Origin of the sequence: Streptomyces fuscigenes, assembly GCF_021556455.1 — a bacterium.
Lineage (GTDB): Bacteria > Actinomycetota > Actinomycetes > Streptomycetales > Streptomycetaceae > Streptomyces > Streptomyces fuscigenes.
On sequence record NZ_JAKGCV010000127.1, the window covers coordinates 1 to 13,156 of the forward strand.

Genomic DNA, 13,156 nt, shown 5'->3' on the forward strand with positions numbered 1-13,156 from the left:
GCCGGGCCCGCCGTTCGTACGGGCGTCCTGCGCGCGCCGCGCGGCCGTCCGCCGCAACCGCCGTCCGTCACCCTGCGCAGCCGCCCGCCGTCACACCCCGTCACACCGCCGCGCGCCCGGCCGTGGCCGTCGCGCCCCTGCCGTACGGGCCCCGCGCGCGGGCCACCCACGGGTCCGGTCCTCCCGGGTCCCCCCTTCCCGCACCGATCCGACCGTCCCGTCCCCGCCCGATCATGGGAGCGCTCCCACATGACCGCACCGCAGTCCCCCACCGGCACCCGAACCCGGGCCGCCGCCGCTTCCCCGTTCCCCGGCGCCGCCGCGCCACGCGGCTCGGCCGCGGCAGTACCCGCCATGGCACCGGCCCCGGACGCCTTCCCCGCCGGATTCGTCTGGGGCGCCGCGACGGCGGCCTACCAGGTCGAGGGCGCGGCCACCGAGGGCGGCCGCACGCCCTCGATCTGGGACACGTTCGCCCGCACCCCGGGCAAGGTGCGCAACGGCGACACCGGCGACATCGCCGCCGACCACCTCCACCGCTACCGCGACGACGTCCGCCTCATGCGCGAACTGGGCCTGAACGCCTACCGGTTCTCCGTGTCGTGGACGCGGGTGCAGCCCACCGGCCGGGGCCCGGCCGTCGAGCGCGGGCTGGACTTCTACCGGCGGCTGACCGACGAGCTGCTGGAGGCGGGCATCACGCCCGTCGCCACCCTCTACCACTGGGACCTCCCGCAGGATCTGGAGGACGCGGGCGGCTGGCCCCACCGCCCGACGGCCGAGCGGTTCGCCGACTACGCGGCGCTCGTCGCGGGCGCGCTCGGGGACCGGGTCCCGCTGTGGACCACACTGAACGAGCCGTGGTGCTCGGCGTTCCTCGGCTACGGCTCCGGCGTGCACGCGCCCGGCCGTACGGACCCGGCCGCCGCGCTGCGCGCCGCCCATCACCTGAACCTCGCCCACGGCCGGGCCGTCGAGGTGCTGCGCGACACCCTGCCGGCCTCGGCACGGATCTCCGTGACGCTCAACCTCCACCAGGTCACACCCCTCACGGACGGCGCGGCCGACGCGGACGCCGCCCGGCGCATCGACGCGGTCGGCAACCGGATCTTCACGGGCCCGATCCTGCGCGGCGCCTACCCCGAGGACCTGCTCGCGGACACCGCCCGCGTCGTCGACTGGTCGGACCTGGTGCACGGCGGCGACCTGGAGACGGCCTCCCGGCCGATCGACGTCCTCGGCGTCAACTACTACACCCCCACGCTCGTCTCGGCCCCCGCAGCCGACGGGCGCGGGGCGGCGGGCGGCACCACTCACGGCGGGCACGGCGCGAGCGCCCACTCCCCCTGGCCCGGCGCGCAGGACGTCGCCTTCCACCTGCCCGAGGGCAGGGCGCGCACCGCGATGGACTGGGCCATCGACCCCGACGGGCTGTACGAGCTCCTGGCCGCGGTGCACCGCGAACACCCGGACCTGCCGCTGATGGTGACGGAGAACGGCGCTGCCTTCGACGACTACGTCTCGCCCGAGGGGCGCGTCGAGGACCCCGAGCGCATCGCCTACCTCGACTCCCATCTGCGGGCCGTGCGGCGCGCGCTGGACGACGGGATCGACGTGCGCGGGTACTTCCTGTGGTCGCTCCTGGACAACTTCGAGTGGGCGTACGGGTACGCGAAGCGCTTCGGCGCGGTGTACGTGGACTACGCGACCCAGCGCCGCATCCCGAAGGCCAGTGCCCACTGGTACGCGGACGTCATCCGCGCGAACGCCCTGCCGCCGCTGCCTGCCGCGCCCTGACCGCGCCGCGGTCCGTGGAGGGGGCGGCGCCCCGGCCGGGTGGGGGTGCGGCCGGGGCGCCGGGCCGGCCGGTGGGGCGGCCGGCTGCCGGAGTGTCCGGCAGGTCCCGTGGGGGACACCGGAACGCTAACGCCGGGAAGGCCCGCCCGTCGCGGGTTCGGGCGCTCACTGGTCCGTCCTTAGGCTTGCTTTAAGGACGGGATCGGAACGGGTTAAGTGGACGACCTCATGTGATCGTTGCGGTTGCGCCGATGATCGCTTCGGCCCAGTCCGCGCACACCCTGCCGGCCGGCCTCCTTCACCCGCTTCAGGCCCTTCGCGCCCTTTCCGCCGGTCGCGCCCTTCCTGCCCCTGCCGCCCGCGCCGCCCTTCCCGTCCCGGGACGGCGTCGTGACGCCCAGCCAGATCCGTATCTCGGCGCCCCCCAGCACCGAGCGGCCGATGCGCACGTCGCCGCCCGTGGACTCGGCGACGCGGCGGGCGATGTCCAGCCCCAGACCCGTGGACCCGGTCCGCTCGCCGCTGTTGCCGCGCGCGAGCGCGGCCTCCGGGTCGTCGATGCCGGGTCCCGCGTCGGACACGAGCACGATGACCGCGTCCGGCGCGTTGTGCACGTCCACCGCGAAGGCGGTGCCCTCGGCGGTGTGCCGGAAGACGTTGCCGAGCAGCGCGTCCAGGGCCGCCGCCATCTCGGGCCGTGCCACCGGGATGCGCACGGGCGCGCCGATGCCCGCGACCCGTACCGTCCGGTCCTCGTCCTCGGCGAGCGCCGACCAGAAGTCCATCCGCTCGCGCACCACCTCACTGACGTCGCAGCCGATCACCGCGCCGGCGCCCGCGCCGGTCAGCGGCTTCGCCTCGCGGGCGGTGCGGATGAGGGTGTCCACCTCGCGCTCCAGGCGGGCCACGGCCTCCCGGGTGTGCTCCGCGGCCGGACCGTCCCCGAGCGAGGCCGCGTTGAGCCGCAGCACGGTCAGCGGGGTGCGCAGGCGGTGCGACAGGTCGGCGGCGAACTCTCGCTCCGCATCGAGCAGTTGCACGACCTGGTCCGCCATGGCGTTGAACGCGACTGCGGCGGAGCGCAGTTCGGGCGGCCCCTCCTCGGGCACCCGCGCGCCGAGCACGCCCTCGCCGAGCGCCTGGGCGGCGTCCGCGAGGCGCCGGGCCGGGCGCACCGTGCGGCGCCCGAGCCGGTCGGCGAAGACCACCGACCCGGCCACCAGCGCGCAGCCGACGCCCGCGAGGACCAGCCACGCCGTGGCGACCCCGCGCGTGACGTCCGCGTGCGGCACGTACACCTCCACCACGGCGGTCACGCCCCCGCCCAGCGCCGTGGGCTGGAGCAGGGCGTAGCCGCCCGGGACCGCCGAGATCGAGGCGCGGCCCACCCGTTCGACCGTGTGGATGTCGGGCGCCGCGGCCCTGCGCCTGCCCAGGTCGATCGCCGCCGACGCGCCCCCGGCGGGGACGTGCACGGCCATCCGCCCGTCCGAACCCGCCTGCGTGGAGAGCATGGCGCGCTCCAGCATGCCCCGGTCGGTGGTGATGGCGAGCGCGGGACCGATCGTGGCTGCCTGGCGCTCCGCGTTGGTGAACACGCGGTCCCGCGCCATCTCCTTGACGACCAATCCGAGCGGCACGGCGAACGCGACGACGACCATCACGCTGACCGCGAGGACCACCTTGACCAGGGCCCACCTCATCGCGCTGCGGCGTGCGGGCGGGGCTGCTGCGGCCGGGGCGGCTCCAGTTTCACCCCGACACCGCGCAGCGTGTGCAGGTACCGGGGACGCGCAGCCGTCTCGCCGAGCTTTCGGCGCAGCCAGGACAGGTGGACGTCGATGGTCTGGTCGTCGCCGTAGGACTGCTGCCACACCTCGGCGAGCAGCTCCTTGCGCGGCACGACCACCCCCGGACGGCCCGCCAGGAATGCGAGCAGGTCGAACTCGCGCCGCGTCAGGTCGAGTTCCAGCCCGTCGAGGGTGGCGTGGCGACGCAGCGGATCGATCGCGAGACCGCCCACCTCGATGAGGCGCGAGGGCGGTTCGCCGCCCGCCGGGCCGAGGCGCGAGCGGCGCAGGACGGCCGCCATCCGCGCGGACAGCACGTCGACGGAGAAGGGCTTGGTCAGGTAGTCGTCGGCGCCCGCGTTGAGCAGCCGGACGATCTCCGTCTCCTCGTCGCGCGCGGTGGCGACGATCACCGGGACCTCGGTGATGCCGCGCAGCATCTTCAGCGCCTCGGAGCCGTCCAGGTCGGGCAGGCCCAGGTCCAGGATCACCACGTCGAAGGGGAAGTGCGCGACCTCGCGCAGGGCTTCGAGGGCGGTGCCCACGCTGCGTACGGTGTGGGCGGCATCGGTCAGATGCCGGATCAGTGCGGAACGCACAAACTGGTCATCCTCGACCACGAGCACTCGTGCCATGGCCCGCACCGTACGCCATCCGGGTGAGACAGGCGTTACGCCGGTGGTGCACCATGGCGGGGATGCGCCAGGCACTCGTTCCCGTCGTCGCGTGGTCGCTCGCCACGGGCGCCGCCGTCACGCTGTCGTGGTGGGGCGTGCACTCCGTGATGGCCGGCACCGCCTACGACCCGCCGCGCGCGGTGCCGATCGCGGCGGGCGCCACGGCCCCGGCCTCGCCGCCGCCGCTGATCCCGGCCACGCAGCGCCCCGAGAGCCCCTCGCCGACTCCGGCCCACTCCGGGCCCGGCTCGTCCCACCCCTCCGCTCCCCCGCCCTCGGCAGGGCGCCGCACCCCGGCCCCGCCGCACAAGGCGCCCTCCTCGTCCCCACCACCGCCCTCGCAACCCGGCGACCGCGCGGGCACGTTGAAGAGCTACACGATCACCGGCGGCCGCGCGGTCTTCTCGGTGGGCGCGGACTCGGCGTCCCTCGTGTCCGCCACGCCGGACGCGGGCTGGCAGGTGCAGACCTGGACCCAACCGGAGTGGCTGCGGGTCACGTTCACGAAGGACGGCCAGGAGTCCTCGGTGTTCTACACCTGGAACGGGCACGCGCCGCTGGTGCAGTTCGACGTGCGGTGAGCCGGATTGGCCTTCCCGCACATCGTCGAGCACTGGGCATTGCCCCTCTCAGAGGTGGCGTCACGTGGTGAACGAGCCATCGATGCAACGGCAAACGCCACCGCCGGCTGGTGCTCGCAGCCGCAAAATTACCCGCCACGCCACGCCCCACCTGCGGCAGCCGAACACCGGCAGTGACATCGCCGCATCCGTTCCTGGCGTACTAATTTGCATACGACATTTGGTGTCTCCTCGAACTCGACAAGAGCAGCACAACAGGGTATTCCCATGCGTTGCCCATGCGATCATCATGGCCACACGGCTGTTGCGCGACGGGGGGAATCATGGACGAACCGAACTTAGTGGTCTGCGCAGTGGCCCGTATGTGGAGCGACACACTGGCGATGTTGCGTCCTGAAGAACGGGCGTCTTTCGAGTCCGAGGTCGTCATCATGCTGCGCGCAGTCGAAGCCGCGGACTCCGTCGACGACGAGCGGCGGGCAGCCGGGAACCTGGCATCTTTCTTCGCCCGTGAGCCCGCGGTCGCGGACCGATTCCTGACGGAAATGGCCGAGCTCGCGGCCGAGGACGAAGGGTATTTCCCCGACGACACCGCAGAGCCCGCCGTGCCGGGCGGTGTCCCGTATGTGCGGTCCTTGATTCTCACAGTCCTGTACGCGACGGACCGCGCGCCGGACGATGGCAGCGCCGACCTCGGGGAGAGCGCGGACGGGAAGCGCGCGCCGACCGGCACCGCCGTCTCCCGCCGACAGCCACCTTCCGCCTTCAGCGGGCGGCGTGGGCCCCTTGTACTCGGTCGGGCGACGGTCGGTGTCCCCGACGACCACCGGATGGGTGTACGGGAGAAGCCGGCCCGCTGGTCCCTGCGCTTCCGCCCAAGGCCCGAGAGGGACGTCCTGGTCGCAGATGTCAGGACCCTGTCGCGCGAGGACTTCGCCGAAGGAACTCGAGCCGGCGCGGGAGCAGAAGCCCCGGGCTCCCAGGACGTACTCGTCTTCGTCCACGGCTACCACGTGAGCTTCGACGATGCCCTCACCCGCGCGGCTCAGATCGTCTACGACCTCAACTTCCCTGGTGCTGCGGTGCTCTACAGCTGGCCATCCAAGGGCAGGGTGCTCAGTTACACCCACGACGAGAACAGCGCGCGGTGGACGGTCCCCCACTTCAGGGAATTCCTCGAGCTGATGCGTGGTATCACCGGAGGCGGCCGCGTGCACGTCGTGGCCCACAGCATGGGCTGCCGGGTGGTCGCAGAGGCCCTCGCGGAACCAGGTCCCGAACGAGAACCCGGAGGCGGTGCGGCGCTCGGACAGGTGGTCTTCGCCGCTCCCGACATCGACTCCGGCATCTTCCTCGATCTCGCCCCGAAGTTCGTGCCCCGGGCTGAGCGGTGCACGCTCTACGCGTCGTCCAACGACAAGGCTCTGGCACTGTCAAGACGCCTCGCGGGATACCCGCGCGCCGGGCAGTCCGGAGACGGCTTGCTCCTGGTGGACGGCGTGGACACTCTCGACGCCTCCGATCTGGACACCGGGCTGTCGGGCCACTCCTACATCGGGGACAACTCCTCGATACTTTCCGACCTCTACGCGCTCGTCCGGCACGGACACCCCCCGGCCGATCGCTTCGGCCTGAAGGCGTTCACCCGCAATGGCCGCGTGTACTGGAGATTCCCCGCCCGGCGGAGCTGAGAAACCGGCGACGAGCCGGTCCCGGATCGGGGGTGAGAACGCCGACCGGTCCCAACGGATCATCCATGCGCAACGAACGCCTGAGCCGCCGGCGAGGCCGGCCGCTTTGAGAAGACGTCATCCCTGGGGGGCAGATGAATGGCACGCACTTCCTGGATCGGTTCCCCTTCGACTGGACCGATCCCGCAGCAAGGGAACTTCTCGGCTTCCTCGCTGAGACGTACCACCAGAAGGCTCCCGTCCTGCGGCTGGCCGCCCAGGCAGGCGTGCGGCTCGGTGAGATCAACTGGGACCAGCCCATGGGCCAGGCCTGGTTCGACCTGCTGACCCAGGCGCGACGCGAAGACAGGCTGCGAGCCCTGCTGGAGCAGATCATCACGGGTACGGACACCGCCGCGGCGACCCGCGTTGCGGAGCTGACCGCGGATGCTCCCGTGACGGAGGCTCCCGCGCCTGCGGAACTGCCGGGACAATGGGCCGGGTACAGCGATCCGAGCGCGGAGGAACGCCAGATATTCGACCGGTACACCCTTCTGGATGTCTCTTTTCTCGCACGGGGTGTGGAGGTCGCCGCGTCGGTGGTCCGGCTCTTGGTGACCTTTCCCCACGCGCAGTGCCACGGCACGGCCTTCCGGATCGGCGACGACCTCCTGCTCACCAGTCATCACGTTCTGCACGACAAGCGACGCGGCAGCATCCGTGCCGAGCACGTCGAGGCATGGTTCGGCTTCGAGCGCGATCTGTCCGGCAACCATCTGGAACACCAAGTGGTGCCGTGCAACCCGGAGAGCGTCGAGGGCGACCCGCAACGCGACTGGGCCGTCATCCGCTGTGCTGCACCGATTCCCGCGGGCGTCCCGTCGATCGATCTCGACGACACCGCCACGGTCGAGCCCGGCGACCGCGTCTACATCATCCAGCACCCTCATGGCGGGTTGAAGAAACTCGCCGCACACCACAACATCGTCCGGCACGCCGATGACGATGTCGTGCAGTACTGGACCGACACCGAGCGCGGATCGTCCGGGGCGCCGGTCTTCGATCAGGAGTGGCGTCTCGTGGCCCTGCACCGCAGATCCGTGCCGGGACCGAGGAGTCCGCAGGGGGACGAGGAGTTCCGCAACGAGGGCATCCGCATCCATCACGTCGCCGCAGGAGTGCGGTCCGCCGGACTGGGGTGAAACATGAGCTTTCTGGACCGGAGGAGCTTCCCGCTGGGTGACCCCGACGCCGTGCTGCTCCTCGATGCGTTGCTCAGCACGCATCACGACTACAGAGAGATCAAGCTGTTCGCAGCTCAGGCGGGAGTACGCCCAGCGCTGTTCGCTTCCACCGGGAGCGCCGCCGAAGTCTGGCCGCAGGTACTGGAGGGAGCGGCTCACGACGGCCTGCTGCGAAGGCTCGTGGAAATCGTGGCGCACGCTCCCACCAGCCGGGGCATCACGGTATTCAGGGACCTGCTCGACAGCGCTGGAGCCCTCGCGGAGGATCCCTTCCACGTACACCTCTTCGACCTGGGCGGGTCACGGGTACTGCTGGACCGGGACGTGCTGCGGGAATGCCTGCGCGAATTCGTCGGCGGCCAGCGTGTTCTGATCATCACCGGTGCCAGAAGATCGGGGAAGAGCCATTCCTGGCACCTGATTCGGCACGTCGCCCGGCACCACGACGCAGAGGCCTACCGAATAGACCTCGGACTCTGGGAGGGCGGCCAGATGGGACCGGGCGAGCTGATGACCCTCCTCGCCGAGGAAATGGCCCTGGGCAACACCTGTGACGTGGATCAGGACGCGGCGGACACGTTCCGCGTGCTGAGGTACCTGAGCTGGTTCAAGGGACAGGTCCGCAATGGACCCCAGCGCTGGCTCGTCTTCGACGGACTGGACACGGCACCCCTCACCGATCCGGCGCTGCATCTGATCGAGAAGATAGCCGCGATGGCTGATGCGGGGGAGGCCAACGAGAAGACACGGGTGGTTCTGATCGACTACTCGCGCAGTCGGCTGCCGGGCGACGTGGACGATCGCGCTTTGCGTGAGCGAATCGGGCCCCTGGAGCCCGCACATTTGAGAAACTTCTTTCAGCGGGTCGCACGCTCCAACGGCTTGGAATTGAAGACGACCGAGGTCGACGGTCTCGTGGACGCGGTTCTCTGCGAAGCCGTCGGCGCCGGCCTACCGGCGGGTCCTCTGAGTCCGTCCTTGGTCGCGCCGTCCGCTGCGCGTCATGCGCGGAAGCTGATGGGGGCTGGGGATGGGTGAGTTGTCGGCGGGCGACCGAACGCCTGACGAGTGGGACGGTCCGCCCGACCGGGCACGATGGCGCCATCGTGAGGCCACGGCGCTGCTGGGCGCGTTCGACGTCGCAGCGCTGGACGCCCTCGGCATGGAAGACCCGCGACCGCTGTCTGTCTTCATAGCACGGGACTGTGAGCGGGTAGCCACCAGCAGTGGCAGACGATGGCGGCTTCGTGCGGATGTGCGAGCCGCGACCCTCGACCGGCTGACGACCGCGGAGACGATGCTCGAGACGCTCTCCTTGATGCCCGAGGACCCGTCCGACATCGCACGCACCATGGCTCGTGAGTACATCAGCGGCTCTGCTGTGCCACTGGGAGGGCAGAGTCCCACACAACTGCACGGGACTCTGCGCGTCGCCGAGTGGTTGCACGCGGCCCCCGCGGCCGCGGCCGCGCTCGCCCCCGATCGACAACCTCCCCCTCCCGAGTCCGTGCGGCGAAGGATCGCACTCGCCGAGACCCTCCGACCGCTGCGCCACCTGGTCGACGAGCACTTCGTAGGCCGCGAGCCGGAACTGCGCTCACTGGCCGAGTATGTGGGGTTCGAGCGGGCAGGGGCTGCTCAGGTGGTTCGGGACCGGCTGCGCAGGCTGTCCGAGCCTGCGGTCGACCCCGACACGTCGCCTGTCCGGGCGCTGCTGGCGAAAGGTGACGAGGACGCTCCGCCGATCCTGTTCCATGGCCCTGGCGGGGTCGGCAAGTCCACGCTCCTCGCACGCTTCCTTCTTGACCACGCAGGGACGGAAAGCGCCAGGCCACTGGCTTTCGCCTACCTCTCCTTCGACCGCCCGGACCTCAGTCCGCAGGAGCCCCTCACCGTGCTGGCCGAATCGGCCCGCCAGTTGGGGCTTCTTTTCGAGCGAGCCACGGCCGAGGCACATGCGGTGGAGGAAGCGGTGCGCGTCACTCTCAGCAGCCGTCGCGCCGTACGCGCGGAGGAAGGAAGTCGCGCAGACGTCCGGGTGTGGACCACGGACGACGACCGGCTCGTGCAACTGTTCGCCGAACTCGCCGTCCAGGTGGCAGGAGGAGGAGGTGAACCGGTCCCACTGCTCCTAGTCCTCGACACGATGGAGCAGGCCCAGCGCAAAGGACCGTTGGCGATGGAGCGGTTGTGGAGCCTCCTGTCCCGGTTGCGGAGGGCATTGCCGGGACCTCGGTTGCGTATCGTGCTCGCGGCCAGGGAACCGTTGGCCCCTCCCCGCGGATTCCCTCTGTCGCAACGCTCCCTGAAGGGTCTCGACGACAAAGGGGTTCATGAACTCCTCGAGCGTCATCTGCCCGTGGAACTCGCACGGCGCAACTCCTTGCACCGCGCGGTCGTACGCAGAGTCGGACGCAATCCGCTGAGCCTCAAGCTCGCGGCCGGGATCGTGCGCGGCGCCGGGACCGCATCCGGTCTGCCTCGAAGCATTGCACTGCAGCGCCTGGTTCTCCTGCGGTTGAACGACGAAAACGTGCAGGCGTACCTGTATCAGCGGCTCCTGGAGAATGTCGACGACGAGAGCCTGCGCAAAATAGCCTGGCCCGCCCTGGTGGTGCGCCAGGTGACGCCCGCGGTGATCAGGGAGGTGCTCGCCGGCCCCTGCGGGCTGGGAGAGATCGAAGTAGGGGAAGCCGCACGCCTGTTCCACCTACTGTCCCAAGAGGCAACGCTCGTGGAAAGCGTCCCCGGCGAGGTCGCCGCCCTGCACCGGGCGGACGTGCGCACGACCATGCTCCCGCTGCTGACCAAGAAGAATCCCGACCTCGTCCGGAAGATCCACGAGGCTGCCGTCGGCCACTACTCCGCACAGGGTGACGACTCGGTCCCCACAGACCCCCAGGATCGGGCGGAAGAGCTGTATCACCGGCTTGCACTCGGGCGTTCGACAGTGGAACTCGACAACCGCTGGAGCGACGAGGCGGGAGGGCTGTTGGAGCCCGCGTTCGAGGAATTACCGCCCGCGGGACGTGTGTATCTTGCCGAAAAGCTCGGCCTTACGGTTGACGAATCCCTGTACACACAGGCGGACGCCAAGACATGGGTACGGCAGGCGGCTCGCATCGGCAGACTCCTCCTCGACGAGGGGAGGCCGGCGGAGGTACTCCGGATGCTCCACCAGCGAGGCGCCGAGGCCGACGAGTGGCCGCAGACGGTGCTGCTGGAGATCGAGGCACTTGCCGCGCTCGGGCAACTCAACCACGCCATCAACAACATCCAGCATCTGCTCGACCACGCCATTCAGGAGCGGCGTGACGACACGATCGTGGATCTTGTCCTGCTGGGAGCCCGGATCGCCGAGGACGCGGGCCACTACACGCGGGCGCAAGAGCTCCTGCTGCATGCCGACGAGTCGGTGCGTCACCACGGCACGGCTTTGACCATACTGAAAGTGTCGGTCGCTCGTCTGCGGCTGCACCGCCGCACGCGCACCACGGAGGACCCCGAGGCACTACGACTGCGCTGCGAAATCATTGAGAGAAGCAGGCGGATCAACAGCCGTCAGCGAGCGAGGAATCCACTGCTCGTTCGAGATCTCGCGGCGGAAATCGGCGACGAAATGCCGGAGTTGGTCATAGCTGCCGCCCTGCATGCCGGCGTCGACTTGACTCGTGAGGAAACTTACGAAGCGCTGCGCACCTCCCTCGACACGGAGGAGATGATCGAGCTGAGTTCCACGGTACAGCCGAGCGGCGGCTACCGAGCGGCACTGGAGGACGAGTCACCCCCTGCGCTGGACGTGGAGCCCGCACACCCGGAAGAGGTTCGTCGTATGTTGGCGACGCGTGCAGAGCAGGGCATCCGCATCTCGGGATACCTCGAGGAGGCGGCGGACCAGAACACCGTCAATGGCGCTCTTGTCGAGGTCTACCGGTCAGAGGTTGACGAACCTGCCTACGGCACGGGGCACTGAGCCCTTTGCGGTGCCCGGCTCCGGGCTCTGTGCGGAAACAATCGGAACCGGCTGCCCGTCGCCCCAGGGGCGCCGCTCAGTCGAAGGTGCCCGGCGGCGGCACCGGTGAGGCCTTGGCGTCCTCGTCCCGCACGACGGCCGCGCCGCCCGTGAAGTCGGCGAGGGACCGGCCGTGTTCGACCCGGCCGGCGTGCGGGTCGGTCGCCACGCGGCGGGTCAGCTCGGCCACCGGCAGCTCGCCGTCGGCCGCGAGCAGCACGGCGTTGCCGAACCGGCGCCCGCGCAGCACCGCCGGGTCGGCGGCGAGCGCCAGGTGCCCGAACGACGCGGCCGCCGTGGCGACCTGACCGCGCAGGTGCGCCAGGGGCGGGCCGTCCGCGACGTTGGCCGCGTACCAGCCGCCGGGCGCGAGCACCCTGCGGACCTCGGCCAGGAACTCGGCGCTGGTCAGGTGCGCGGGCGTGCGCGCTCCCGCGAAAACGTCCGCGATGACGAGGTCGGCCCAGCCGTCCGCGACCTTCGCGAGCCCCTCGCGCGCGTCGGCCGTACGCACGCGGACGCGCGCCGCCGGGTCGAGGGGGAGGTGGGTGCGGACGAACGCCACGAGCGCGCCGTCCGCCTCGATCACCTGCTGCGTCGAGCGGGGGCGGGTGGCGGCCACGTACCGCGCGAGCGTGAAGGCGCCGCCCCCGAGGTGCACCACCCGCAGGGGCTGCCGGGCCGGGGCCAGCAGGTCCACGGCGTGACCGAGCCTGCGCTGGTAGGCGAAGTCGAGGTGGCCGGGGTCGGCGAGGTCGACGTGGGACTGCGGCGCGCCGTCCAGCAGCAGGGTGGCGGCGCCCGGGCGTTCCCGGTCGGGGACGAGCTCCGCGGTGCCGCCGCCGACGTCCTCGCGGGCCTCGGGCGCGGCGCCGCCGGCCCCGGGACGTACGACCCAGAAGGTGTCGACGGGTTCGACGGGCCCGGGCCCGCCGTCGTTCTTGTACCGCAGCCAGTCGACGACGACCGGCGCGGACGCGGAGGTGTCGCCGGGCCTGCGCGCGCAGTGCACGAGGAGGCGCTCGGCGTCCAGCCAGACGTGCGCGACGGGCCTCCCCGCCGGGGTGCCGTCCGCGTCCGCGAACTCCCCCACCGGTACGGGGACATCGCCGTCGGAGGGCACGAGCCACAGGCCGGTGCTCCCGCCGCGGTCGCTGCGGAACGCGATCCGGGCGCCGTCGGGCGAGACGGCGGGCGCGGTGTCGGACCAGGGCCCCTCGTCGCGGGTGAGGGGCCACGGCGCCGCGTCGTGCCCGGCGGTGCCGGCGTCCGCCGGTGCGAAGCGCCAGAGCCTGCGGCGATAGCGGGTCATCGACGGGTCGGTGCTCTGCACCGAGGCGACGGCCCACGCGCCGCCGGGGGCCACGTCGGGCGCGCCGGCCAGG

8 protein-coding genes and 1 pseudogene are annotated in these 13,156 nt (G+C 71.2%); 6 read left to right on the top strand and 3 right to left on the bottom strand.

Going from position 1 to position 13,156, the window contains the following annotated elements:
- The first annotated feature begins 354 nt into the window (after positions 1–354).
- Positions 355–1,797, top strand: a complete 1,443-nt coding sequence (locus tag L1885_RS13120) for a glycoside hydrolase family 1 protein (protein ID WP_235797266.1) — start codon at positions 355–357, stop codon at positions 1,795–1,797.
- Positions 1,798–2,009: 212 nt separating this feature from the next.
- Here L1885_RS13120 and L1885_RS13125 read toward each other — a convergent pair whose 3' ends face one another.
- Together L1885_RS13125 and L1885_RS13130 are read right to left on the bottom strand one after the other, a co-directional pair.
- Complete coding sequence (locus L1885_RS13125; protein WP_235797259.1) at positions 2,010–3,500, bottom strand: HAMP domain-containing sensor histidine kinase; 1,491 nt, start codon at positions 3,498–3,500, stop codon at positions 2,010–2,012.
- A complete protein-coding gene (locus tag L1885_RS13130; protein WP_235797260.1) occupies positions 3,497–4,222 on the bottom strand; it encodes a response regulator transcription factor in 726 nt (241 codons plus the stop codon). Before L1885_RS13130 ends, L1885_RS13125 begins: the two co-directional genes overlap by 4 nt.
- 62 nt (positions 4,223–4,284) lie before the next feature.
- Between L1885_RS13130 and L1885_RS13135 the strand changes: the two genes are divergently transcribed.
- From L1885_RS13135 to L1885_RS13155, 5 genes are all read left to right on the top strand, one after another.
- Positions 4,285–4,845, top strand: coding sequence for a hypothetical protein (locus tag L1885_RS13135; protein WP_235797261.1), 561 nt, complete (start codon positions 4,285–4,287; stop codon positions 4,843–4,845).
- A 383-nt stretch (positions 4,846–5,228) separates the two neighbouring features.
- A complete protein-coding gene (locus tag L1885_RS13140; protein ID WP_235797262.1) occupies positions 5,229–6,536 on the top strand; it encodes an alpha/beta hydrolase in 1,308 nt (435 codons plus the stop codon).
- 134 nt (positions 6,537–6,670) lie between these two features.
- Positions 6,671–7,717, top strand: coding sequence for a trypsin-like peptidase domain-containing protein (locus L1885_RS13145; RefSeq protein ID WP_235797263.1), 1,047 nt, complete (start codon positions 6,671–6,673; stop codon positions 7,715–7,717).
- Between the two features lie 3 nt (positions 7,718–7,720).
- Complete coding sequence (locus tag L1885_RS13150) at positions 7,721–8,797, top strand: effector-associated domain EAD1-containing protein (protein ID WP_235797264.1); 1,077 nt, start codon at positions 7,721–7,723, stop codon at positions 8,795–8,797.
- A complete protein-coding gene (locus tag L1885_RS13155; RefSeq protein WP_235797265.1) occupies positions 8,790–11,732 on the top strand; it encodes an amino acid adenylation domain-containing protein in 2,943 nt (980 codons plus the stop codon). The genes L1885_RS13150 and L1885_RS13155 overlap by 8 nt, the downstream gene beginning before the upstream one ends.
- Before the next feature lie 76 nt (positions 11,733–11,808).
- On the opposite strand, the pseudogene L1885_RS13160 reads toward L1885_RS13155, so the two are convergent.
- A pseudogene (locus L1885_RS13160) lies at positions 11,809–12,624 on the bottom strand (spermidine synthase); the annotation flags it as partial.
- Between the last annotated feature and the right edge of the window lie 532 nt (positions 12,625–13,156).

Coding starts and splice junctions, on each gene's coding strand:
- L1885_RS13155 (WP_235797265.1), top strand. CDS start 8,790: ATGGGTGAGTTGTCGGCGGGCGACCGAACGCCTGACGAGTGGGACGGT.
- L1885_RS13130 (WP_235797260.1), bottom strand. CDS start 4,222: ATGGCACGAGTGCTCGTGGTCGAGGATGACCAGTTTGTGCGTTCCGCA.
- L1885_RS13120 (WP_235797266.1), top strand. CDS start 355: ATGGCACCGGCCCCGGACGCCTTCCCCGCCGGATTCGTCTGGGGCGCC.
- L1885_RS13150 (WP_235797264.1), top strand. CDS start 7,721: ATGAGCTTTCTGGACCGGAGGAGCTTCCCGCTGGGTGACCCCGACGCC.
- L1885_RS13140 (WP_235797262.1), top strand. CDS start 5,229: ATGTTGCGTCCTGAAGAACGGGCGTCTTTCGAGTCCGAGGTCGTCATC.
- L1885_RS13135 (WP_235797261.1), top strand. CDS start 4,285: ATGCGCCAGGCACTCGTTCCCGTCGTCGCGTGGTCGCTCGCCACGGGC.
- L1885_RS13145 (WP_235797263.1), top strand. CDS start 6,671: ATGAATGGCACGCACTTCCTGGATCGGTTCCCCTTCGACTGGACCGAT.
- L1885_RS13125 (WP_235797259.1), bottom strand. CDS start 3,500: ATGAGGTGGGCCCTGGTCAAGGTGGTCCTCGCGGTCAGCGTGATGGTC.